The organism is Bacillus tianshenii (assembly GCA_020524525.2).
GTDB lineage: Bacteria > Bacillota > Bacilli > Bacillales > Bacillaceae_N > Bacillus_AV.
The window spans coordinates 2,604,352-2,627,985 of sequence record CP129018.1 but is presented as its reverse complement, the minus strand read 5'-3'; the positions used below and the strand labels follow the sequence as shown (position 1 = coordinate 2,627,985).

At 39.8% G+C, this 23,634-nt stretch carries 18 protein-coding genes, 1 pseudogene and 1 other annotated feature; of the genes and pseudogenes, 12 read left to right on the top strand and 7 right to left on the bottom strand.

Going from position 1 to position 23,634, the window contains the following annotated elements; all coding sequences use genetic code 11:
- Positions 1–96 precede the first annotated feature (96 nt).
- On the top strand, positions 97–1,197 hold the full coding sequence (locus tag LC040_13350; GenBank protein WLR50253.1) for a nicotinate phosphoribosyltransferase: 1,101 nt from the start codon (positions 97–99) through the stop codon (positions 1,195–1,197).
- Positions 1,198–1,557: 360 nt separating this feature from the next.
- Complete coding sequence (murC, locus tag LC040_13345; GenBank protein ID WLR50252.1) at positions 1,558–2,862, top strand: UDP-N-acetylmuramate--L-alanine ligase; 1,305 nt, start codon at positions 1,558–1,560, stop codon at positions 2,860–2,862.
- Between the two features lie 52 nt (positions 2,863–2,914).
- On the opposite strand, the gene LC040_13340 is transcribed toward murC, so the two are convergent.
- Complete coding sequence (locus LC040_13340) at positions 2,915–4,030, bottom strand: aminopeptidase (GenBank protein WLR50251.1); 1,116 nt, start codon at positions 4,028–4,030, stop codon at positions 2,915–2,917.
- Positions 4,031–4,214: 184 nt separating this feature from the next.
- Here LC040_13340 and LC040_13335 point away from each other — a divergent pair, with 184 nt between their 5' ends.
- The 4 genes from LC040_13335 (at position 4,215) to ytxJ (ending at position 7,016) form a co-directional block, all read left to right on the top strand.
- Positions 4,215–4,640: a DUF948 domain-containing protein gene (locus LC040_13335; GenBank protein ID WLR50250.1), complete on the top strand. Its 426-nt coding sequence runs from the start codon at positions 4,215–4,217 to the stop codon at positions 4,638–4,640.
- A 24-nt stretch (positions 4,641–4,664) separates the two neighbouring features.
- Entirely contained in the window at positions 4,665–5,126 is a 462-nt protein-coding gene (locus tag LC040_13330) for a YtxH domain-containing protein (protein WLR50249.1), read from the top strand.
- 504 nt (positions 5,127–5,630) lie between these two features.
- The gene (gene thpD / locus LC040_13325; protein ID WLR50248.1) at positions 5,631–6,566 is read left to right on the top strand and encodes an ectoine hydroxylase; all 936 of its coding nucleotides are present in this window, start codon (positions 5,631–5,633) and stop codon (positions 6,564–6,566) included.
- Between the two features lie 120 nt (positions 6,567–6,686).
- Complete coding sequence (gene ytxJ / locus LC040_13320) at positions 6,687–7,016, top strand: bacillithiol system redox-active protein YtxJ (GenBank protein WLR50247.1); 330 nt, start codon at positions 6,687–6,689, stop codon at positions 7,014–7,016.
- A gap of 32 nt (positions 7,017–7,048) precedes the next feature.
- On the opposite strand, the gene LC040_13315 is transcribed toward ytxJ, so the two are convergent.
- The gene (locus LC040_13315; protein ID WLR50246.1) at positions 7,049–9,202 is read right to left on the bottom strand and encodes a cell division protein FtsA; all 2,154 of its coding nucleotides are present in this window, start codon (positions 9,200–9,202) and stop codon (positions 7,049–7,051) included.
- A gap of 172 nt (positions 9,203–9,374) precedes the next feature.
- Between LC040_13315 and LC040_13310 the strand changes: the two genes are divergently transcribed.
- The 4 genes from LC040_13310 to motS all read left to right on the top strand — a co-directional run bounded on the left by LC040_13310 (position 9,375) and on the right by motS (position 13,365).
- The gene (locus tag LC040_13310; protein ID WLR50245.1) at positions 9,375–10,451 is read left to right on the top strand and encodes a bifunctional 3-deoxy-7-phosphoheptulonate synthase/chorismate mutase; all 1,077 of its coding nucleotides are present in this window, start codon (positions 9,375–9,377) and stop codon (positions 10,449–10,451) included.
- Positions 10,452–10,727: 276 nt separating this feature from the next.
- Positions 10,728–11,729: a catabolite control protein A gene (gene ccpA, locus LC040_13305; protein WLR50244.1), complete on the top strand. Its 1,002-nt coding sequence runs from the start codon at positions 10,728–10,730 to the stop codon at positions 11,727–11,729.
- Between the two features lie 60 nt (positions 11,730–11,789).
- Positions 11,790–12,608 carry a flagellar motor protein MotP gene (motP, locus tag LC040_13300; protein ID WLR50243.1) on the top strand — a complete coding sequence of 273 codons (819 nt, stop codon included), beginning with the start codon at positions 11,790–11,792 and terminating at the stop codon, positions 12,606–12,608.
- Positions 12,598–13,365: a flagellar motor protein MotS gene (gene motS, locus LC040_13295; GenBank protein WLR50242.1), complete on the top strand. Its 768-nt coding sequence runs from the start codon at positions 12,598–12,600 to the stop codon at positions 13,363–13,365. The genes motP and motS overlap by 11 nt, the downstream gene beginning before the upstream one ends.
- 41 nt (positions 13,366–13,406) lie before the next feature.
- Here motS and LC040_13290 read toward each other — a convergent pair whose 3' ends face one another.
- The 3 genes from LC040_13290 to LC040_13280 all read right to left on the bottom strand — a co-directional run bounded on the left by LC040_13290 (position 13,407) and on the right by LC040_13280 (position 15,923).
- On the bottom strand, positions 13,407–14,585 hold the full coding sequence (locus tag LC040_13290) for an acetoin utilization protein AcuC (protein WLR50241.1): 1,179 nt from the start codon (positions 14,583–14,585) through the stop codon (positions 13,407–13,409).
- Positions 14,582–15,226, bottom strand: coding sequence for an acetoin utilization AcuB family protein (locus LC040_13285; GenBank protein WLR50240.1), 645 nt, complete (start codon positions 15,224–15,226; stop codon positions 14,582–14,584). The genes LC040_13290 and LC040_13285 overlap by 4 nt, the downstream gene beginning before the upstream one ends.
- Positions 15,227–15,290: 64 nt before the next feature.
- The gene (locus LC040_13280) at positions 15,291–15,923 is read right to left on the bottom strand and encodes a GNAT family N-acetyltransferase (protein ID WLR50239.1); all 633 of its coding nucleotides are present in this window, start codon (positions 15,921–15,923) and stop codon (positions 15,291–15,293) included.
- Between the two features lie 187 nt (positions 15,924–16,110).
- Here LC040_13280 and acsA point away from each other — a divergent pair, with 187 nt between their 5' ends.
- On the top strand, positions 16,111–17,829 hold the full coding sequence (gene acsA / locus LC040_13275; GenBank protein WLR50238.1) for an acetate--CoA ligase: 1,719 nt from the start codon (positions 16,111–16,113) through the stop codon (positions 17,827–17,829).
- A gap of 52 nt (positions 17,830–17,881) precedes the next feature.
- On the opposite strand, the pseudogene LC040_13270 reads toward acsA, so the two are convergent.
- Positions 17,882–20,690: pseudogene (locus tag LC040_13270) on the bottom strand (transglycosylase domain-containing protein).
- A gap of 145 nt (positions 20,691–20,835) precedes the next feature.
- Positions 20,836–21,058: a binding site (T-box leader), on the top strand.
- 43 nt (positions 21,059–21,101) lie between these two features.
- On the opposite strand from LC040_13270, the gene tyrS reads away from it, so the two are divergent.
- A complete protein-coding gene (gene tyrS, locus LC040_13265; GenBank protein WLR53291.1) occupies positions 21,102–22,361 on the top strand; it encodes a tyrosine--tRNA ligase in 1,260 nt (419 codons plus the stop codon).
- 387 nt (positions 22,362–22,748) lie between these two features.
- Here tyrS and rpsD read toward each other — a convergent pair whose 3' ends face one another.
- The gene (gene rpsD / locus LC040_13260) at positions 22,749–23,351 is read right to left on the bottom strand and encodes a 30S ribosomal protein S4 (protein ID WLR50237.1); all 603 of its coding nucleotides are present in this window, start codon (positions 23,349–23,351) and stop codon (positions 22,749–22,751) included.
- Positions 23,352–23,634: the final 283 nt, after the last annotated feature.

The following is a 23,634-nucleotide window of genomic DNA, read 5'->3' as shown; positions in this document are numbered from 1 at the left end:
TATGATGTATGAAGAATAGCTTCTTGACGTGAATAAGGAAGGAAACGTGAACTTATATAGAAGTGGAAATGACTGGTTAAATAAGGGGTAGCAGACATGAAGGAAATTAATCTGAAGTTACAAGGGAAAATCAAGCGTTTAACAAATAAAACGTTTAAGTTTGATGAACGTGTTGGTGAAGGCTGGTTTTCAGCAGTCTACTTTTTAAAAACAAAAGAGATTGTGAAGGAGTATAAGCCAAATAACATTGTGACCATGCAGTTTTTTCAAAAGGATAATGCGGTGCTATGTGGTACAGATGAAGTGATCGCTCTTATCAAAACCTTTGCTGAAAATCCTGAAGAGCTGGAGATTTATTCTTTAAAAGATGGAGATAAAATTCGTCCTTATGAAACTGTTCTTACGATTAAAGGTCCTTATCAAAAGTTTGGCTATTTGGAAGGGATTGTTGATGGGATCCTTGGCCGTCGAACATCAGTCGCAACCAACGTCTACAATGTTGTAAAAGCCGCTCGAGAATCAGGTATTCAAAAGCCGATTATTTTCATGGGCGACCGTGATGATCATTTTACACAACAATCAGGTGATGGTTATGCTGCCTATATTGGTGGTTCAACTGCACAAGCTACACATGCGATGAATGAATGGTGGGGCAAGCAAGGAATGGGGACAATGCCTCACGCGTTAATTCAATTGTTTGAAGGGGACACAGTCGCAGCCACGAAAGCTTACCATGAGAAGTTTCCTGAAGATGATTTAGTTGCGCTTGTCGACTTTAACAATGACGTGATTACAGACGCATTAAAAGTAGCTCGTGAATTTGGAGATACTTTAAAAGGTGTACGTGTTGACACGTCACGTACGTTAATTGATCAATATTTCATTCGTAATCAGGATAAGCTTGGCACGTTTGACCCACGAGGGGTAAATCCTGAATTGATTTTTGCATTAAGGGAAGCTTTAGATGAGGAAGGCTACCAGCATGTAAAAATCGTCGTTTCAGGAGGCTTTAACGAAAAACGCATAAAAGAATTTGAACAAAAGGGTGTACCTGTTGATATGTACGGGGTTGGCAGCAGCCTGTTAAAAATAAATATCGGTTTTACAGGAGATAATGTCATTCTTAATGGTAATGAGCAAGCCAAAGCTGGTCGCCGTTATCGACCAAATCCTCGATTAGAAAAAGTTGATACATAAGGCACACAAAGCTGATGGGCACTCATTGTCTGTCAGCTTTATTTTAACTTATGACACTCCCCCAGCTAAAGCATTGGAGTGCTAAAGTGTTCGCAAATTCAACTTTGGAGCAGCCTGAAGTAAAGAGATTTTCATACCCCATAGTATGAACAAGGGAACTTTGCTATAATAGGTTGAAGTGAAGTTAAATAGTTAATATAGTTTAGTGTTTCAGCGGTTTGGATGAGCATACATATAGATAGGAAATAGGTATGAAGTTCATATCCTGATAAGAAGAATAATAACAAAAATTAGATTTTACTCATATACTACAGAAGTTAATGTAAGAAGTGATGAGAAGAAATTTTGGAGGTTCTGGTTATGACAGTTTACCATTTTGTCGGGATAAAGGGAACCGGAATGAGCGCTTTGGCGCAGGTCTTGCATGATATGAATGAAACTGTTCAAGGTTCTGACGTCGATAAGAAGTTTTTTACTCAGAAAGCGTTGGAAGAACGAAACATTCCAATTTTACCTTTTGATGCGGCTAATATCTCAGAGGGACAGGTCATTATCGCGGGAAATGCATTTGCAGATGATCATGATGAATTAGAGCGAGCACGTGAATTAGGGTTGCCTATATTCAGGTATCACCATTTTCTAGGAGAGTTAGGGAATCGTTATACAAGTATTGCTGTAACTGGTTCACATGGCAAGACTTCCACGACTGGTTTGCTTTCCCATGTCTTACAAGCAGCATGTCCTACTTCATATCTTATTGGAGATGGAACTGGTAGAGGAACAGAAGATAGCCGCTATTTTGTATTTGAGGCATGTGAATATCGTCGTCACTTTTTATCATATTATCCAGACTATGCGATCATGACAAATATTGATTTCGATCATCCTGATTACTTCCAAAGCATTGAGGATGTTTTTGAGGCATTTCAGCAAATGGCCTTGCAGGTGAAAAAAGGTATTATTGCATGTGGTGACGATGAAGAGCTCCAACAAATTCATGCTAATGTACCTGTTATGTTCTATGGTTTTTCTGATCATAATGATTTCCAAGCACAAAACATTCAGAAAAGCACGGAAGGTACTACGTTTGATGTATTTGTCCGCGATAGCTTCTATGCGACATTCCATATTCCGGCTTACGGAAACCATAATGTATTGAATGCATTAGCAGTTATTGCACTATGCCATTATGAAGAAGTTGATACAGAAGCTATTCAAGAGCAAATGAAGACATTTGGCGGTGTGAAAAGACGGTTCAGCCAAAAAGCATTGGGTAGTCAAATTACAATTGATGATTACGCCCATCATCCAGTAGAAATTAAAGCAACAATTGAAGCAGCACGTCAAAAATATCCTGAGCGAGAACTAGTGGCAATTTTTCAACCACATACTTTTTCTAGAACACAAACATTTTTAGACCAATTTGCTGAAGCATTGAGCTTAGCAGACAAGGTATATTTATGTGACATCTTTGGTTCTGCACGAGAAAAGCAAGGAAACTTAACAATTGAGGATCTTCAAGGAAGAATTGAAGGCTCAGAACTCTTGAATGAAGAAAATATCAGTGCTTTGCGTCATCATGAAAACAGCGTATTAATCTTCATGGGAGCAGGAGACATTCAGAAGTATCAAGAAAAATATGAAGCAACGATAACCACTACGTAAAATAAAAACGGCTGCACAGATGTGTAGCCGTTTTATTAGTATAAGCCTAATGTTATTTCAAATTCTCAGGGTTAAGACCTTCTAGTTCTGGCAGTACAAAGCGGCCGTCTTTGCGAATAAGGACATCATCAAAGTAAATTTCTCCTCCACCGTATTCGGGGCGTTGAATATTGACCATATCCCAGTGGATAGCAGAGTCATTTCCATTTGGTGCTTCATCATAGCATTGACCAGGCGTGAAATGGAAGCTTCCGTCGATTTTTTCATCAAATAGGATATCCTTCATCGGTTCTTTAATAAATGGATTGACTCCAATCGCAAATTCCCCAACATAACGAGCACCTTCATCTGTATCGAAGATTTTATTAATACGTTCTGTGTTATTTGCTGTGGCTTCAATAATCTTTCCATCCTTAAATGTAAGCTTTACGTTTTCAAAGGTAAAACTGTTGTACGGAGAAGGGGTATTATATGTAATTGTTCCGTTAACTGAATCTTTAACAGGTGCTGTAAAAACTTCACCATCAGGAATATTGCATTCTCCTGCGCACTTAATAGCAGGGATATCTTTAATTGAGAAGGTTAAGTCTGTTCCAGGGCCTGTAATTCTTACAACATCTGTTTTATTCATTAGTTCAACAAGTGGGTCCATTGCTGTATTCATTTTACTATAATCGAGTGTACAAACATCAAAATAGAAATCTTCAAAAGCTTCGGTGCTCATATTTGCCAATTGGGCCATCGAGGCGTTTGGATAACGGAGTACACACCACTTTGTTTTAGGGACCCGAATATCGCTATGTACTTTTTTTCCGACAGTTTTACTGTATAATTCCATTTTTTCACTTGGAACATCAGCAAGCTCTGAAATATTGTCACCAGAACGAAGGCCGATATACGCATCCATCTTTTTCATCATTTCGGCTTCAGTATCAGCTTGTAATTCTAATTGTTCAAGTGTGGCTCCTTTAATGAGAGAGCGATTAATCTGAGGGTCTTTTAATAAAACGTACGGATATCCCTCGGCTTTATATGCTGCTTCAACAATTGCGTTTACAAGTTCTTTTTGTAAGCCTGTATTTTCAATGAGAATTTTTTCACCTTTTTGTAGTTGTACAGAATATTCGATTAGATTATTTGCTAATGCTTGAATTCTAGGATCTTTCATTTAACTTCCTCCAAATCTATTAGTTGTTCTCTCATTATTTTAACCGAAAAGGGAAGGAAAGTAGAGGTGTTAGAGAGAATATGTTTGTAAACAGGTGTAGAGGGGTAGAGTAATTTAAGCAATTGAATATGCTATATGCTAGCTCACTTGCTTTCTAAGTCATGTAGGAGGTGCACAAGTTGTTATGATCATCATTCTTTATTTAAGTATTGCACTTATCGCTGTAGCATTTACAGTATTAGTCGTATTTTTAGTGAAAACTCTACGTTCTGTTCAGCGAACTTTAGACAATGTAGCAGACACCCTTGAAGGTATGGACAAGCAAATGCAGGGCATCACGACAGAAACAACCGAATTATTACATAAAACAAATCGTTTAGCTGAGGACATTCAAACAAAGTCCGAGTCATTGAATTCAGTAGTGAATTCGGTGAAAGGTGTCGGGGACACGGTACAAGATTTGAATAATTCACTGAGAACTGTAAGCACGTCTATCTCTTCTCAAGCCGAACAGCAAAGTGATAAGGTAGCACAGGCAGTACAATGGAGTCATGCTGCCATTGATGTTTACCAAAAGTGGAAAGAAAAAAAGAAAACAACAACTTTATAATAAGTGAAAGGGGAGTATAAAAAGATGAGCAATGAAAACAACAGTAACAACGGCAACAACATTAATAGTAAGGACTTTATGATCGGGAGTTTAATTGGTGGATTACTTGGAGCTTCTGCAGCATTATTGCTTGCGCCAAAGTCAGGGAAAGAATTGCGTCAAAATTTGAATGAGCAAGCTGTTATTGTCCGTGATAAGACAAATCAATTCCGTGACGTAGCAGCTGAAAAAGGTTCAAATTTCGCAGATGCAGCGAAAGAACGTACAGAACGCCTATCTCAAGCGGTTACTGAGCAATCAGCAAGTATTAAAGAGAAAGCAAAAGAATGGAAAGAAAGCCGTTCTTCTAATGAGGAGAGCGATTCTGAGGAGCCAGAAGCTGCAAGTGAAGCTGTACTTCCGCAAACAACTGAGGAAGATAACAAGCCTGTAGAAGCTTCTGAAGTTGCTGCAACTGTAGATGAAGAACAAACGCGATCAAACTAAATAAATCTAAGACTGGTGCCGAAATGGTAGCCAGTCTTTTTTTATGAAAAACTTTTACTGAATATCTAGCTTGTATGAATTCGGGCATGGCAAGGGTTCGACAGGAAGATAAACTATGTAAAGCAAATAAATTACAATAAAGAATGTTTAATCATGAAATAAACTAGGTAAACAGTGAGTAGATAAAAAAAGGAGGGTTATAAAGTGAACGAGGAAAGTCGCAAAAGGCTATTAGAATCGGTTAAACCACCATCATGAATTGAATGCGAAAGTTTAAGTTAATGGCGAGAAAGGTGGAGAAAAAACTCGCGCCCCCTGGGAGTAATAACAGACTCCAAAATATAATTTAAAACTTTTCGTCTAAAAATAATCGTTCAATAAAGTTAATTTCGAGATGTTGATTGGATATCAAATCTAACAGTTATTAAAAGTAGTGAATAGCTAAAGTCTAACGGAATTTACTTTCTCAAAGAAATCAATTTTAGAATTAGGAGTGAATATGTAATGGCTAAGGATCTATACCCTTCAAGAATTGGACAAGATGCAAAAATCATGAAACGTAAAGACCCAGTTATTCATCATAACTCTAAATTCTCAGACGGACCTCTAAAACAAAAGCAGCTCGATTTCTACGAGGACAATGGTTACTTGCTGTTTGATAAGCTCTTCACTGATGAAGAAGTAGCGTTAATGAAAAAAGAATTGGATAAAATGATAGAAGAAAATCGCGAGAAAGATACAGTAGATGTTATTCGTGAGCCTGGGAGCAATGAAGTTCGTTCAATCTTTGAAGTGCATAAGAACAGTGAATTCTTTAAGCTTCTTTCTAAGAATGAACGCTTAGTCAGAGTAGCACAACAGTTGCTCGGAGATGACGTCTACATTGAACAGTCTCGTATCAATTTCAAACCAGGCTTTAAAGGGAAGGAATTTTACTGGCATTCTGATTTTGAAACTTGGCATGTAGAAGATGGCATGCCGAATATGAGAGCAGTGAGCTGCTCAATTATTCTTACAGATAACTATGAATATAACGGGCCACTTATGTTAATCCCTGGCTCCCATAAATGGTATGTATCTTGCCCAGGTGAAACGCCGGATTCCAACTACAAATCTTCATTGAAAATGCAAGAAGTTGGTGTTCCAGACAATGACAGTATGAGATGGCTTGTGGACCAAGCAGGAGGACAGATTGACCGAGCAACAGGTCCAGCAGGTTCAGTCCTTTTCTTCGAATGTAATACAATGCATGGCTCAGCCGGAAATATTTCACCGTTTCCGCGAAGTAACGTCTTTTTTGTCTTCAACTCTATTCAAAATAAACTTGTTGAGCCATTCTCTGGTCAAGAACCGCGTCCTGAGTTCTTAGCAAACCGTGAAAACATCAAACCAATTGTCCCTGAAAGAGGAAAAGTTGGTTCATCACTTGTACGATATTAGTAATTTAAGAGAGGCCGGGGAAAACGGCCTCTCTTTTCTATTGCACAATGTTTTTGAAAATGTGCAGACAATGGTACAATAACTTTATTCACTTAAATCGTTTAAAGGAGGAGTGTAGAGATGGTCAAAAAACAAGTTTCAACAATTGAACAATTTGAGCAGCTTGCACAAGAAAATTCGCGTTTTTTATTTTTTAAGAATAGTTTAACATGTCCTGTCAGTTCAGAAGCATATAACGAATATGAGAAGTTCATTAGTGAACATGAGGACGTACCAACATTTTTCTTACATGTTCAAGAAGCCCGCCCATTATCAAATTATATTCAAGAAAAATACGGAGTAAGACATCAGTCGCCTCAAGCATTATTAATTGAAGATGGTAAAGTGGTATGGCATGATTCGCATTGGAGAATTACAACAAAATCACTTGAAGAAGCTGTTATAAAATAATAAAAAAAGCAGAGGGCTTCTCTGCTTTTTTATTATGGGCGGGCATTTGGCCATTCGATCTTTAGCTCATCACCAGCCGTTATTTGCTGTTGGAAGCCCGCTTCTTTTCCGTTGCGGAGGATGGTGAAATTCCCTGATTGCATATCAGGCAGTTCAATGTGTACATAACGGAAGATATCTTGAAAAATGAACGGATCAACTTCTTTCTTTACTACTTGTAAGGCGTCTTCATGCTGTAAAGGTGTGTCTTCCTCAGCAGCTTGGCCGTTCACTTCAATTTGACCAGCTTGTTTCGAAAGTGTAAGTTGTTTTCCGTTAAATGTAATTGGAATACTATAGGTTGTTTGGATATTCTGCTGATCAAGAATATCTCTTACTAATGGTGTAGGTCGCTCTCCAATAAAAAGCTGGTCACCGTCTTCAATTTTTTGGTTTGGCTTGGTAGGAAAGCCATTCTTCGTAATAGGTGCTTCGAAGCCTTTTACACTAATCATAGAACCATTTAATTCGACACGAAAAGGTTCGATGCTTTCAATTCCTTTTTCGTGATTAACAGTATAAAGCAGTTCACGAATTGTTGTTGGGTAGGCAGTTGTAATGACGTCGTGGTCTGCTAGAACGGTTTCAGGAGGTATGATTTCTCCTTTTTTGTAAAATGTTATTCCTGTTTCATAGGAGATGCCATTGATCCAAACGGTTTTGTTTTCTGTTTCTTGAAACAGCTCTTTCACTTGAACTTTTGGTGCTTCACCACTTTTGCCTCGTTCAACGATAATTTCATCACCATGCTGAATTTGTTCTTCAAGTGAACAAGGTTGTCCATTTTTTTGTAAGGTAGGAGGCTGTCCGTGTAGGCCTGGAAGTGTGACTTCTCTTTCATCAATATTCACAATGATAGCCATGCCGGGTTTTCCGTATAACTTGTTCATTTCAATCCCTGCAGCAAGTAGGCAGTCCCCAACCGTTAGTTGTTTCATATCAAATAATCGTACGTTTTTGCCATTTACTGTAATTCCAATGTAGGTGATTGGCTTTTGCTTTGCTGCAATAGCGATTCCTATTGGGGTAACAAGTTCAGGTCCTTTTTCAATATGTTCAGCAATTTTTAATTTTTGGATAGCGTCAATGCCTCTGATAGCGACGCGATTTTCAGGTAGATTTAGTTTTTCTGATAAGCGCTTTGGCAGCTCTGGTGTTAAGCTTCCGCCTCCGACAAGCATGATTGCTTTAGGTGGCTTTTTATTAAGAGCGGAGATTTCATCGCTAATTTCAGTAGCAAGCTTCTCAAGAGCAGGAGTGATATTTTCAATTACTTCATCACGTGGAACCTCTTGATCGAATCCGAGAATATCTGAGATTGTAATCGTTTCATTCGTATGTAAGTCTCGTTTTGCTTGCTCTGCTATATGAAAATCAAGTAAATATTGGTCACTAATGGCTTCTGTAATTTCATCTCCAGCAATCGGCACCATCCCATAGGCTACAATTGTACCAAGGTCTGTTAATGCAATATCAGACGTGCCTGCTCCAATGTCTACGAGGGCAACGTTAAGTCTTCTCATTGATGGAGGAATTAACACATTTAGTGCTGCAATTGGTTCTAGCGTTAATGCTTCCATTTCCAAATCAGCACGTTTTAAAGCTGCAATTAGGGATTCGACCACGACTTTCGGAAGGAATGTTGCAATAATTTCAACTGATGCCTTATCTCCCTGTTGGTCTAGTAAACTTCCAATCTCTTGCTCATCTAAGTGATAATGAATTACAGAATACCCGACGCAATAATAGTTTGCGCTTTCTTCAAAATTATCTTCCTGTGCCAGTTCGAATTGTGCTTGTTGAACCGTAGATAACTCTAAATGAACGATATCTTCATTTGTGATCATTGGTTTTCCGCCAATCGGAATTGACACAGTCGCTCGTTTTGTTTTTAAAGCACGCCCAGCTGCTGCTACACATACTTTCTTAAGAGCCCCATGTTTTGCTTCGAGCACTTCTTTTATTTCGCGAATAATTTTTGCGACTGCCATGATATCATGGATTTGACCGTCGAGCATTGCCCGCTCCTCATGTTCCTTCGAAAGAATATCTAATACTTCGAAACCGCTCTCACTTTCTTTTAATATAATCCCTACGACAGAGCGTGTGCCGATATCTAGGGCAAATGTATAAGTTTGTTCCGTCACAACCATCCACCTTCTCCATTATTACTTTTTTACTTTAACGCTTAAAAGCGTTGTGTAAATAAAGAATTTCCTAGTGACAATCTCGTATTTATCGTTTATAATAAACCCTAATCATTTAGAAATGTATCATAATTTTTACATCTTATAAACAATTTAAGGGAGGAAGGGTCTTATGAGTAATGCGGAACTAGAAGCACTGAGAGCACAGCTTGATGATGTGAATGTTAAGCTGTTAGATCTAATTAATGAACGCGGAAAGCTTGTAAAAGAAATCGGTAAAGTGAAAGAGAAGCAAGGTGTAAACCGATTTGACCCTGTTCGTGAACGAGCAATGCTTAATTTGATTGCAGAGAAAAACGAGGGTCCTTTCGAAACATCAACATTACAGCACTTATTTAAAGAAATTTTCAAAGCTGCTCTTGAGTTACAAGAAAATGACCATCGTAAAGCATTGTTAGTATCCCGTAAGAAGAAACCTGAAGATACAATCGTTGACATTAAAGGAGAGAAAGTCGGCGATGGAAATATACATTTCTTCACTGGTCCATGTGCTGTTGAGTCATACGAGCAAGTAGCAGAAGTAGCAGAAGCAGTGAAAGCGAAAGGCTTGAAGCTTCTTCGTGGTGGTGCATTTAAGCCAAGAACGTCGCCATATGACTTCCAAGGGCTTGGACTTGAAGGTCTGAAAATTCTAAAACGTGTGGCAGATGAATATGATTTAGCAGTAATTAGCGAAATCGTAACGCCATCAGATATTGAAAAAGCAGTTGATTATATTGATGTGATTCAAATCGGGGCACGAAATATGCAGAACTTTGAATTATTGAAAGCTGCAGGCTCTGTCGACAAGCCGGTTCTATTAAAACGTGGAATGTCAGCAACATTGCAGGAATTCATTAATGCTGCTGAATATATTATTTCTCGCGGCAACGGCAATATTATTTTGTGTGAACGTGGTATTCGCACATATGAAAAAGCTACTCGTAATACACTTGATATTTCAGCAGTACCGATCTTAAAGCAAGAAACACACTTACCGGTAGTAGTCGATGTGACGCATTCTACAGGTCGTCGTGACTTGCTGCTTCCAACAGCGAAAGCAGCTATTGCAATCGGAGCTGACGGTGTTATGGCAGAAGTGCATCCAGACCCAGCAGTTGCACTTTCAGATTCTGCTCAACAAATGGATATTCCTACGTTTAATGATTTCATTGAGCAGCTTACAAAAGGAAATACAGTAAAGGCATAACCTTTCAAATTGCGAAACCTTCTGTGCAAACAGAAGGTTTTTGCTTTTTCTAAATAGGTTATCGCTTTAGTAAGCAAAGAATGATTGATAAAACCTTATTCATTCGAACATAATTGTAATAATAGAAGAAATTATGAAAACCTTTTTAAATCGCTCGGATTCAATTGCGGGCTTGACAAATGTATCGTATCATTACAGTACATAACTTTAGGAAGTAAGAGAGCGTTTTTAATATAAAAAATATTATCTGAAAACGAGTTGAGGAGGAATATAGCAATGAATATTACAATTTACGATGTGGCAAGAGAAGCGAACGTTTCAATGGCAACGGTTTCGCGTGTAGTAAATGGAAACCCGAATGTGAAACCTTCAACAAGGAAAAAGGTACTTGAAGCAATTGAGCGTTTAGGATATCGTCCGAATGCTGTAGCTAGAGGGCTTGCAAGCAAGAAGACGACGACAGTAGGTGTAATCATTCCTGATATTTCGAGTATTTTCTTTGCAGAGCTTGCACGTGGCATTGAAGATATTGCGACAATGTACAAATACAATATTATCTTAAGTAATTCTGACCAAAACAAAGAAAAAGAACTTCACCTTCTAAATACAATGCTAGGAAAGCAAGTTGATGGTATTGTCTTCATGGGTGGAAAGATTACGGAAGAACATGTTGAGGAATTTAAGAAATCCCCTGTGCCGATTGTGCTTGCAGCGACAATGGAAGAAAATAATGAAGTTCCGTCCGTCAATATCGATTATGAAGAAGCTGCATATAATGCGATGATGAATTTAATCGAAAAAGGACATAAACGTATTGGCTATGTAACTGGACCATTAGATGGTGCATTGACCGCGCAAAGAAAATTTGCAGGGTATAAACGCGCTCTTCAAGAAGCAGGAATCAGCTATGATGAAGAATATATTTATCACGCTGATTATACGTATGATGCAGGACTAGAGGCTAGTGAAACATTTCTAGAGCTTCCTGAACCACCTACAGCTATTTTTGTAGCGACAGATGAGATGGCTCTTGGTGTTATTCATGGCGCTCAAGACCGTGGTGTAAGCATCCCAAATGAACTTGAAGTAATTGGATTCGACAATACACGCCTAGCTGTCATGGTTCGACCACAGCTTTCGACTGTCGTGCAGCCGATGTATGATATCGGTGCTGTGGCAATGCGTTTGCTTACAAAATATATGAACAAAGAAAAAGTAGACGATCATATTGTTGAGCTGCCTCATCGCATTGAATTCCGTGATTCAACAAAATCATAAGGTTTCCGATAATAATAGAGAGAAAATGAAAAATTAGAGAATGATGTTAGGGAGAGGTATATGAAAAAGTTTGACGCTATGACCCCGGTTGGTATTGTCGTCGGTTTACTTATGATGTTTTTCGGGATTTTCTCAAATGGCGGTGTAGGTGGAATTTTAAGCTTCATTCAAGTAGCCTCCATTGTTATCGTTTTTGGAGGTCTTGTTGGCGGTTTATTAATCAACTATAACATCAATGAGCTTAAGATGACTTTTAAGGTTGTTAAAGAAGCTTTCAATCAGGAACAACAAGATGTGAAGAGCCTCATTCAAATCTTTGTTCACCTTTCTGATAAGGCACGCCGTGAAGGTTTACTTGCTCTTGAAACAGAAATGGTGGATGTGCAGGACCCCTTTATTAAGAAAGGGATTCTACTAGCGGTAGATGGGATCGAGCCTGATGTAATCAGTGACATTATGAATGCTGAAATTGCAGCCATGGAGGAGCGTCACCGCAAAGGCAGAGGCATTCTTGAGAAAGCTGGGGAGTATGCACCAGCTTGGGGGATGCTTGGTACGCTTATTGGACTTATTTTGATGCTTAAGAACCTTAGCGATCCTGCTACACTTGGACCTAATATGGCAGTAGCACTACTAACGACTTTGTACGGCTCTTTATTAGCAAACCTTGTTTTTATCCCAATGGCAGGAAAGCTCTCTAATAAATCAGAGCAAGAAGTGTTCATGAAACAAATTATTATTGAAGGGGTTATCGGTGTTCAATCTGGACAAAACCCAAAAATCCTTGAAGAAAAATTAAGTGCTTTCCTTCCTGCAAAAGACCGAAACCTAGAAGAAGAAGAGAATGAGATGATGGGAGAAGCTGCAAATGAGGCGTAATAGGCGGGAGGACCAAGAAAAGGGCGCTCCGAAATGGATGGTTACCTTCTCTGACATGATGACGTTAATCTTAGTATTCTTCATCTTACTCTTCTCGATGTCCCAAATTGATGCCCAAAAGTTTCGAGCTGTTGCGGAATCATTTAATGATCGTGTTATTTTCGATTTCTACCCATCAGTTGTTCCGATGATTGACCCTTCTGATAAAACAAAAGAGGATGACGCATCTGCCACTACTGAAGATCCGAAAAAAGGTGAAGGTGAACAAGATGATTTAGGTCAGCTTCTAAATGAAGTAGAAGCCTTCCTTGAACAAAATGGAATGACTGAAGTGGTAACAGCAAACCGCTCTGAACGTGGGGTTGTTCTAGTGCTGCAGGAAAGAGTGTTGTTTAACACAGGTGATGCTGCGTTACTAGATACAGCAAAGCCATTTTTGGACAAAGTAGGGACATTACTTGAGAAGGTACCGAACCCTGTTAAGGTAGAAGGACACACAGATAATCGGCCAATATCGACTTTTCGCTTTCCATCCAACTGGGAGCTTTCTGGAGCTCGTGCCAGCAGTGTTATCCGTTATTTAGTGAGCAATCATGAATTAGATGGGAAGCGGTTTACATCTGTTGGATATGGTGAAACTCGACCAGTGGTACCTAATTCTTCACCAGACAATTGGAAAAAGAATCGTCGTGTTGAAATTGTGATCTCTGACCCTGCTTATAATGAAACAGATCAACAGCTTCCAAATCAACAATAAAAAGTCAAGCGCCGCAAGAGAGTGCGCTTGACTTTTTTAATTTAATGACTAATTTTAGAAGCTCGTCTACGTCGAATTGGCTGTAACAATTTATCGACGGTTTGAATATTTTTTTCGTTTATCTCAGGTTTACGTGGAATTGGCTTATATAAATTTTCCGGGTCTTCCCACGTTAATGGGAGGTCCACGGGTGATAGGGACTGCCACTGATTTAGCCATGCTTCAGGAAGCTTCCCTTTTGCTGATTCTAAACATTCTGTCATTTCAAGCCAAATCATTGCCCATGCCCGCGGGACTACGCGCCAAATGTCGTAACCACCGCCTCCTACAGCAATCCAGCGTCCATTACAGTACTCGTGAGCCAACTCATGAGCAATCCTTGGGATGTGTCGATAGATATCAATTGTTGATGATAAATGTGTAAGCGGGTCGAAATAATGAGCATCGGCTCCGTTTTGGGTCAAAATCACATCCGGCCGAAAGAATTCTGTAATTTCTCGGATTGAAGTTTCATAGGCTTCGACCCATGATTCGTCTTCTGTGAACGCGTCGAGCGGAATATTAAATGAATAGCCATATCCTTTTCCGTGACCGCGTTCATTCACATTTCCCGTTCCAGGAAATAGATAGCGTCCGGTTTCATGGATGGAGTAGGTACAGACGGTTGGATCATCGTAGAAAGACCATTGAACCCCATCGCCATGGTGAGCATCCGTATCAATATAAAGCACGCGCGCCCCGTACTTTTCTTGAATATACTTAATTGCAACGGAAGCGTCATTATAAATGCAAAACCCAGAGGCTTTTCCTTGAAAGCCATGATGCAGACCGCCGCCAAGGTTAAGAGCATGGTCTGCTTTTCCTTCCATTACATAATCAGCAGCTGTTAATGTACCACCAACAATCGTTGCGCTTGCCTCATGCATGCCTTCAAAAATAGGTGTATCCTCTGTTCCGATTCCATAATTTAATGCAATATCTTCAGCTAAATCACCTTGCCCAGCTTTCCTTACTGCAGCAACATAATGAGGATCATGCACAAGTGCTAGCTCCTCATCTGTTGCTTGCCTTGGGGGAATAATATCTGAATCATCGATTTTATCGATTTCTTTTAGCAGGCTTGTCGTAAGCTTGACCCGCACTTGGTTGAAAGGGTGGTCATTGCTGAATTTATAGTTTTGGTACTCGTCAGACATGATATAGATTGCATTTTTTTTCATGATGAAACACCTGGAAGGTTTGGCCACAGTACATGGTAGCCTTCATTTTTGAGATCCTCAATTACATGTGTTGGGTTCATCGTTTGAACCCGGAAAACGAGAATCTTATAGTTATCAGATTTGTCTGGGTAGACGAGTACGCTAATAATATTGATTTTATTTTTACGGAAGACAGAGGCCACATCTGTCAGCACACCTGCACGGTTTTTCACTTTAATTTCAAGCAATGAGCTCGGTTGGTCGGCACCTGTTAATTCAACAAGTGTGTGTAGCATGTCTGTTTCTGTGACAATACCAACTAATTTTCCTTCTGATACAATCGGAAGACACCCAATATGATGTTCATAAAAAATAGAACAAATGTCCTCGACGAAATCAAGTGGATGACCTGTGATTACATCTTCTGTCATGATACTTGCGATTGGTTTTTTCAAATCTTCCATATGTTCTTCAGAATGGAAGATAGATGGACTGACATCTCGAATATCACGGTCAGATACAATGCCTAGCACGTGGTAGTCAGTGTCGACAATCGGAATATGGCGAACAGAGTTGGAGTGGATTATTTCACAAGCTTTTTCAATTGTGTCATCTGGTAATAAAGTAACAATATCCTTGCTCATGATCTCTTCAACAATCATTTAGACTCCTCCTTAGTAACTACAAATATACGTCTATCTTAAAAACGCTTTCATTCTACTGAAATTAATACATAAAGCGATTCATAAAACGAAGTTGGTCAAACTGCTGCACAGAATCTTGGTCAACACGGCTTCCGATTCGTGCCATTAAGCAATTGGCCGGGTGTGAGCTAATCTCAGGGTCGTCTGTTGCGTAGTATGTGAGGCCACCAGCATTCATCATTTTTTCCATCACTTTTCGATATTCCCATACATTTAACCCTGTACCTTTTAAGTCCCAATGCCAATAGTATTCAGTTGTAATAACAATATAGTCTTCCATTGCATCATCCATCATTGAAACTTGTAATAGGTTTTTACCTACGCCTGAGCCACGATATTTCGGAATGACCTCAATCGCCCCAAGCTCGATTAAGTTCTTCATGTTGCCTTCTGACCAACGCTCTAAAGGGTCTGGGTGTAAATAAGTCACATACCCGACAATCATATTTCCTTCTCTCACAATTAATATACGACCTTCTTCTAAACTAGCAATTTCAATTAATGCTTTAAATTGCTCTTTAGGTCTACGGAAGGAAGTCAGATCCTCATGAAAGTCATATGTTTTCAACGTATGTGGTGGGATAGGACCTTCGATGACTATTGTACCTTCTTTTGTTTTTAGTTCCTTGGCGTTGTAAGTTTTTTTGTGTTTCATTGGTTCACTCCTAACAACGTGTTCAACTGAATTTTATTGGTGTACTGCCTATATTATACATAATTCAAAAGGACTGTGAGCAAAACTTTTTGAATAGATTATAAAAGATATAATTATTTAAAAATTGAGAAATAATAGATTTTATATTATAATGACTTTAGAACTTTACATAAAGGGGGACACATTAATGAAAGTGGAAGCGCTTTCTGCGGTAAAAGGGGATTACAACATGAAGGACTATCAAGAAACCTACGAAACTTTTAATTGGGAAGAGACAGAGAAAGAGTTCTCTTGGTACACAACTGGCCGAGTGAACATGGCGTATGAGGCAATTGATCGTCACACAGAGAATGGAAAGAAAAATAAGGTAGCCCTTTTTTATCGGGACCCGAATCGTAACGAGAAGTATACGTTCCAAGAAATGAAGGAAATGTCGAACAAAGCAGGTAATGTTCTAAAACAAATGGCAGATGTAGAAAAAGGAGATCGTGTATTTATTTTTATGCCTCGTTCTCCAGAGTTGTATTTCACAGTTCTTGGTGCAATTAAGCTTGGAGCAATTGTAGGTCCATTATTTGAAGCGTTTATGGAAGGTGCGGTTCGTGACCGCCTAGAAGACAGTGAAGCAAAGGTCATCGTTACAACTCCTGAATTACTGGAGCGCGTACCTGTTGATGAACTTCCACACTTGAAGCATGTTGTCCTAGTGGGAGACGATGTGAAAGAAGAAGGTCCTTATATTGATTTTAATGCACATTTTGAAGGAGCAAGTAAATATTTAGACATTGAGTGGGTAGACCGTGAAGATGGACTTATCCTTCACTATACATCCGGTTCTACAGGCAAGCCAAAGGGTGTTCTGCATGTGCATAATGCAATGGTTCAGCATTATCAAACAGCTAAATGGGTTCTTGACCTTAAAGAGGACGATATTTATTGGTGTACAGCTGACCCAGGCTGGGTAACAGGCACATCCTACGGTATTTTTGGCCCGTGGCTGAGCGGTGTCTCAAATGTCATCGTTGGCGGACGCTTTAAGCCTGAAGCATGGTATCAAACATTAGAAGATTACGGTGTAACCGTATGGTATAGTGCGCCTACTGCATTCCGTATGTTAATGGGGGCAGGGGACGAGCTTGTAAAACGTTTTGACTTATCTAACCTGCGACATATTTTAAGTGTTGGTGAGCCGCTTAACCCTGAAGTTGTTCGCTGGGGGATGAAAGTCTTTAACCTGCGTATTCATGATACATGGTGGATGACTGAAACAGGTGCACAGCTTATTTGTAACTATCCATGCATGGAAGTGAAACCAGGTTCTATGGGTAAACCAATTCCAGGTGTGAAAGCTGCAATTGTGGATGACCAAGGCAATGAGCTTCCACCAAATCGCATGGGGAACCTTGCTATTCAAAAAGGTTGGCCATCAATGATGCGTGCAATTTGGAATCGCCCTGAAAAGTTTGAATCTTACTTTATGCCTGGTGGCTGGTATGTATCAGGTGACTCTGCTTACATGGACGAGGATGGCTACTTCTGGTTCCAAGGCCGTATCGATGACGTAATTATGACGTCTGGTGAGCGTGTCGGACCATTTGAAGTTGAAAGTAAGCTTGTAGAGCATCCTGCTGTTGCTGAAGCAGGTGTTATCGGTAAGCCAGACCCTGTACGTGGCGAAATTATTAAAGCGTTTGTGGCGCTGCGTGATGGCGAAACAGCTACAGATGAATTGAAAGAAGACATTCGTCAATTCGTGAAAAAAGGATTAGCTGCACATGCTGCACCACGTGAAATTGAATTCCGTGATAAGCTTCCTAAGACACGAAGCGGGAAAATTATGCGTCGCGTCCTGAAAGCTTGGGAGCTTGACTTACCGACTGGTGATTTATCAACAATGGAAGACTAAGCTTTAAACAAGAAGAGCACTCCTAACTTTAGAGGAGTGCTCTTCTTACTTTTTATTCTGTTTCGTCTTCTGGAGGGAGTGGAATATTTAATTCAGTGCTATCATCATTCACATCTTCTTCTATTGGCTCGCTTTCAATTGGTACGTCTTCTGTCAAATTTGCACCTTGAACTGTGTTAGATGGTGCTGATTCTATATTTGTTAAATCAATTGCTGTTACGTAATAGACAGCGCTTGGGTTTGGTACTTGGTAAGAAGATGATGATGTACTTGCAATCAGATTAAAATTATCCAGTGGTGAAGCTGCTTGATAGACACGGTAACCAACGACATCTCCTTCTGAATGTGCTGGCCAACTTAAGGTATTGCCAGTAAGCTTTAATCCACGCACAGCTGATGGTGCTTTGCCGTTATCTCCACGAGAAGATTTTTCTGGAACAATTAAGTTTTCCCAAGATGAACCATTTGGAATCAGTTGGTTCAAGTTATTAAGCTTTGAATAGCCGCCAGACTTAAGAAAGCTCTCTTTCAACATGATGCCTTCTTGAACGAATGCACTTGGAGCGCTGCTCGGAACGCGGTAGTGTTTTCCGTTCACCGTAATGTATTTTCCGACTTCTAAGTTATTATCTGGCTGTGTCGGGACGTATTTGCTGTTAAATAAATCACTTCTTGTCAGACCTGCTTGTGTACACAAATCACTTGGTAACATGCCAGATACTGCGCAATAAGAACGGCTTATAATCCCTGATGGACGTTTAAAACGCTCGTTTGGTGCAATTAATTCTGGACGAATATCATAGGCGCTGTTCATTAAGTCCGCCCACAGCTTTAAGTTCCGCTGAGAGTATGAATATCCTTTATAATAGCGGTCAAGTGGCTTTGGTGTATCATAGCCCATCCACAGACCGAACGTTACATTTGGGTTTGTGGCTACAAACCAAGCGTCTTTATAATTTTGAGATGTTCCTGTTTTTCCTGCCCAATCTGCACTGAATTTCATACGTGAAGGTAAGGCTGATGCAGTGCCGCCATGAATGACATCGCGCATCATATCAATTGTTAAATATGCTGTTTGTGATGAGAAGACATTTACTTCCTTTGTCTTATGCTGATAAATTACTTCATCGTTATCATCCGTAATCTTGTCAATCATATAAGCATCAACAAATTTTCCACCGTTCGCAAAGGTCACATAAGCATTTGTATTCTCTTCAACTGTAACTCCCCGCTCTAAGCCACCGATAGATAGTGCCAAATGATTCGGGTCGCTCTTTGTAAGAGTTGTAATCCCCATTCGTTTCAAATAAGAGGCAGGGTTTTGATTAGCGATGTCTGCATAGATTCGAGCTGCAGGTATATTATAAGATCTGGCAAGTGCTCGTCTTGCAGATGTAAAACCATGTACACCACCGCCGTAGTTTTCGGGCTTCCAAACACTGCTTCCTGCTGGAATTTCAACTGGTACATCAGGAATAATTGACCCGGGCTGTATTGCACCAAGTTCCATTGCGGGTGCATAGACAAGCAGCGGCTTCATAGTGGAGCCATTTGAACGTTTAGCTAACGTAGCGTGGTTCAATTGTTCTCTGTCATGGTCTCGTCCACCAACAAAGCTGAGAATTCTTCCAGTTTTATTTTCAATTAGAATACCGCCAACTTCGACTGGTTCCATCACACGTATTTTTTCCCCTGTATCTGGGTCGGTACCTGTTTCAGGTTTATCATAGCCGTAATAAGGGTAATTATTTTTTATCTCTTGCATTTTATCGTACATTTCTTTATCGATGGTTGTATGAATTTTGTAGCCATTTTTTCGCAGATTACGACTAGCCATAATCGCATATTCGTTAAAGAGCTCTTCATTTTTTGCTAAGTCATCATTTGTGTAGCCATCTTCATTTGCTAATTGGTATGTTAAAATATTTGAAGCACGGCGCTCGATTTCAAATGTTAACCAAGGGTATTCTTGAAGTGGATTTGGTTTTGGTGACGTAAGATTTGCGCGAATATCATATGAAACAGCTTTGTTATATTCATCTGTATTAATAAAACCAACGTCTTTCATTCGCTTTAGTACTTTTTCCATTCTATTTATGCCAGGAGTAATATCTTCTTTTACTTCTCCGCTATTAGTGAATGGGGTATAACCGAAAGGACTTTGTGGAAGTCCAGCTATATAAGCTGCTTGAGCTAAATTTAAGTCTTTCGCATCTACGTCAAATATTCCTTGCGCTGCTGCTTGTACACCAGCAATATTGCGACCAGATGAATTACGTCCGAAAGGTACAACATTTAAATAAGCTTCGAGGATTTCATTTTTTTTTGAAATAACGCTCAAGCCTTAGGGCAAGGACCATTTCTTTCGCTTTTCGTTCGAAAGAGACTTCATTTGTGAGAATTTGATTTTTGATAAGTTGCTGTGTGAGGGTACTTCCGCCTGTTTGAATTGCTGAATTTGTGAATTCTTGATAGAGTGCTCGTAGAATTGCTTTTGGAACAATTCCATTATGCTCGTAAAAATATTCATCTTCTGTAGCAATGACAGCTTGTTTTACATAGTCTGATACGTCTTCAAGCTTAATTTCCTCACGCTCAAGATCAGAGCGAAGCTTTCCGAGGTACACATTATCCGCAAAGTATAGATCCGTTGTTTCTGCATAATTGTAAATTTCTTTTTTCATGTCGTCTTGGCTGCGTACCGGTTCGTCTTTGACAAGTGAGGCAAAGTATCCAGCCCCGACACCTCCGGCAAAGCTCATACCGACAAGAATAACAATAAATGAAACGAGAATAAGGTTCCACAACACTTTATATGTGATACGCATGCTTTTTTGCATCTTACGCTTATTGAACTCCATTGCATCAATCCCCCTAAATTTCCGCCATTATTATAGCATAATACCCATTTGTTTGACATATTTTGCACCAATCTATTTATTTGAAGTTGACGAAAGGTTACGATTTGTGATAAATAAATACATATGCAAGAAAAAGAATGAATCGTGATAAGCTAAGACAGGAACCTAGTAATGTTTGTCTCCCTGTTTCTCAGAGAGCTGGTGGGTGGTGTGAATCAGCGCAAAGACAGACGTGAAATACATCCTTGAGCTTCTTTTGTGAAACTGAACGACTAGCAAAAGACGGTTATCAGGCCGTTATCTGATTGAAAGCGGAAGAGATAGTTCTTCAAAAAGGGTGGTACCGCGGGAAAATTCCCGTCCCTTCTTGAAGGGCTTTTTTTATTTTTTACAGAAAAAGGAGAGAAAATGATGGAATTATTAAAAGACTTGGAATACCGTGGACTAATCAATCAAGCAACTGATATGGAAGGTCTGCGTAAGCACTTAAGTGAAAATAAAACGACTTTGTACTGTGGGTTTGACCCGACAGCAGATAGCCTGCATATTGGTCATTTACTGCCAGTCTTAATGCTTCGTCGTTTTCAAGATGCTGGTCACCAGCCAATTGCTCTTGTGGGTGGAGGAACAGGTTTAATTGGTGATCCAAGTGGTAAAAAAGCTGAACGAACATTAAATTCCGAAGATATCGTTCAACTTTGGAGCGATAAGATAAAAGGTCAATTGTCACGCTTTTTAGACTTTGAGGAAGGTGACAATGCTGCAGAAGTTGCAAATAACTTTGAGTGGATTGGCGACTTAACAGTTATTGAATTCCTGCGTGATGTTGGGAAGAACTTTGGTATTAATTACATGATGGCGAAAGACTCTGTAAAATCTCGAATTGAATCTGGTATTTCATTTACTGAGTTCAGTTATATGATCCTACAATCATTTGATTTTATGAAATTGTACGAGAAAAAAGGTTGTACACTTCAAGTCGGCGGTAGTGACCAATGGGGAAATATTACAGCTGGTCTTGAATTGATCCGCAAGACAAATGGTGAAGAAGCGAAAGCATACGGTCTAACAGTACCGCTTGTCACGAAAAGTGACGGTTCTAAATTCGGTAAAACAGAAGGCGGTGCAATTTGGCTTGACCCAGAAAAAACAACATCATATGAATTTTACCAATTCTGGATTAATACAGATGACCGAGATGTAGTGAAATTCCTGAAATATTTTACGTTCTTATCACACGAAGAAATCGATCGTCTTACAAAAGAAGTCGAAACAGCCCCTGAAAAGCGTGAGGCACAAAAAGCACTAGCAAAAGAAATGACAACACTTGTACATGGCTCAGCACAATATGAACAAGCTGTACGTATTTCACAAGCATTATTCAGTGGTGACATTAAACAATTAACAGCTTCTGAAGTAGAAGAAGGCTTTAAAGATGTACCTTCATACGAATGTACAGAAGAAGAAATGAGTTTACTTGAGCTGCTTGTTGATGCAAAGATCTCACCATCAAAACGCCAAGGCCGTGAAGATATCAAAAACGGTGCCATCTACATCAATGGCGAACGCTCCCAAGAACTAGACCGAATCCTAACAGCAGACGACCGCATCGAAGGCAAATTCACAGTCATCCGCCGCGGCAAGAAAAAAATACTTCCTTATTACTTATAAATAAGAAGCGGAGGCGGGCCGCTTAGAAATATTGTTCACTGGAGCCTTCACGCATAGAGGCGCTTTTTGCCTCGGAGTGGGAAGGTGAAGTGACACAAATTTCTGCCCACCGAGCTGGACAATAAGAAAAGCGAAGGTGGCTTGTTAAGGGGCGACAAGCATAAGGCAGAATGCGGAGGGGATGGCTTTTTGTCCCCATAGCAGACTGACTTATGACCTCGAGCCCCTAGCCGCCGCAGCTGGCCAATAGAAAACCGGAGTCGGGCCGCTTAGAAATATTATGCACTAGAAGATAATTAAAAAATGCGCCGACATATTATATGTCAGGCGCATTTTTTTTGCATAAGAAAAGAGCCTGGACCAAGTCCAAGCTCTTCTTCAAGAAACTTAACGAGAGTAGAATTCAACGATAAGTGGTTCGTTAATTTCTGCAGGTAATTCAGAGCGTTCAGGTAAACGAGTGTACGTACCTTCCATTTTTTCAGCATCAAATGATACATATTCTGGTACGAATGTGTTTACTTCGATTGCTTCCTTGATGATATCAAGGTTGCGAGATTTTTCGCGAACGCCGATTGTTTGGCCAGGCTTTACGCGGTAAGATGGGATATCTACGCGGCCGCCATCCACAGTGATATGACCATGGTTTACAAGCTGACGAGCTTGACGACGAGTGCGAGCAAGACCTAGACGATAAACTAGGTTGTCCAAGCGAGATTCAAGAAGAATCATGAAGTTCTCACCATGGATACCTTTCATTTTACCAGCTGTATCAAAAGTGTTACGGAATTGGCGCTCATTCAAGCCGTACATGAAGCGTAGCTTTTGCTTCTCTTGAAGTTGAGTACCATACTCAGAGATTTTGCGGCGCTGGTTAGGGCCGTGTTGACCTGGCGCATAAGGGCGCTTTTCTAATTCTTTACCTGTACCGCTTAGTGAAATACCAAGACGACGAGACTTTTTCCAAACTGATCCTGTAAAACGAGACATTCTCGTTCCTCCTCTATTTTATATATTCGTATAAAATAACAACAGGTGTGGAACTTCCAACTCATGCTCATTTTGTTTTCATGTACCTTCGCTCCAGCAGCAAAGAGTTACGCGATACACCTCTAAGGAGAGGAACAAAATGAAAACATCAGAGAAACCACCTAAGCTGCCTTATTTTACACACAAATTTCATTTTAGTTGTTTTCTCTTAAGAAGTCAAGGGTTGAGAAGAATTCCTCCTATGTCTATGATGAGTGTACCTATGTGGAACGAGAAAGTAGTG

What these genes read in the sequence shown, in the direction of transcription:
- LC040_13350 (WLR50253.1), top strand. Translation starts at nt 97, where the DNA reads ATGAAGGAAATTAATCTGAAGTTACAAGGGAAAATCAAGCGTTTAACA.
- LC040_13310 (WLR50245.1), top strand. Translation starts at nt 9,375, where the DNA reads ATGAGTAATGCGGAACTAGAAGCACTGAGAGCACAGCTTGATGATGTG.
- ccpA (WLR50244.1), top strand. Translation starts at nt 10,728, where the DNA reads ATGAATATTACAATTTACGATGTGGCAAGAGAAGCGAACGTTTCAATG.
- LC040_13290 (WLR50241.1), bottom strand. Translation starts at nt 14,585, where the DNA reads ATGAAAAAAAATGCAATCTATATCATGTCTGACGAGTACCAAAACTAT.
- motP (WLR50243.1), top strand. Translation starts at nt 11,790, where the DNA reads ATGAAAAAGTTTGACGCTATGACCCCGGTTGGTATTGTCGTCGGTTTA.
- tyrS (WLR53291.1), top strand. Translation starts at nt 21,102, where the DNA reads ATGGAATTATTAAAAGACTTGGAATACCGTGGACTAATCAATCAAGCA.
- LC040_13335 (WLR50250.1), top strand. Translation starts at nt 4,215, where the DNA reads ATGATCATCATTCTTTATTTAAGTATTGCACTTATCGCTGTAGCATTT.
- LC040_13330 (WLR50249.1), top strand. Translation starts at nt 4,665, where the DNA reads ATGAGCAATGAAAACAACAGTAACAACGGCAACAACATTAATAGTAAG.
- ytxJ (WLR50247.1), top strand. Translation starts at nt 6,687, where the DNA reads ATGGTCAAAAAACAAGTTTCAACAATTGAACAATTTGAGCAGCTTGCA.
- LC040_13340 (WLR50251.1), bottom strand. Translation starts at nt 4,030, where the DNA reads ATGAAAGATCCTAGAATTCAAGCATTAGCAAATAATCTAATCGAATAT.
- acsA (WLR50238.1), top strand. Translation starts at nt 16,111, where the DNA reads ATGAAAGTGGAAGCGCTTTCTGCGGTAAAAGGGGATTACAACATGAAG.
- motS (WLR50242.1), top strand. Translation starts at nt 12,598, where the DNA reads ATGAGGCGTAATAGGCGGGAGGACCAAGAAAAGGGCGCTCCGAAATGG.
- LC040_13285 (WLR50240.1), bottom strand. Translation starts at nt 15,226, where the DNA reads ATGATTGTTGAAGAGATCATGAGCAAGGATATTGTTACTTTATTACCA.
- rpsD (WLR50237.1), bottom strand. Translation starts at nt 23,351, where the DNA reads ATGTCTCGTTTTACAGGATCAGTTTGGAAAAAGTCTCGTCGTCTTGGT.
- LC040_13280 (WLR50239.1), bottom strand. Translation starts at nt 15,923, where the DNA reads ATGAAACACAAAAAAACTTACAACGCCAAGGAACTAAAAACAAAAGAA.
- murC (WLR50252.1), top strand. Translation starts at nt 1,558, where the DNA reads ATGACAGTTTACCATTTTGTCGGGATAAAGGGAACCGGAATGAGCGCT.
- thpD (WLR50248.1), top strand. Translation starts at nt 5,631, where the DNA reads ATGGCTAAGGATCTATACCCTTCAAGAATTGGACAAGATGCAAAAATC.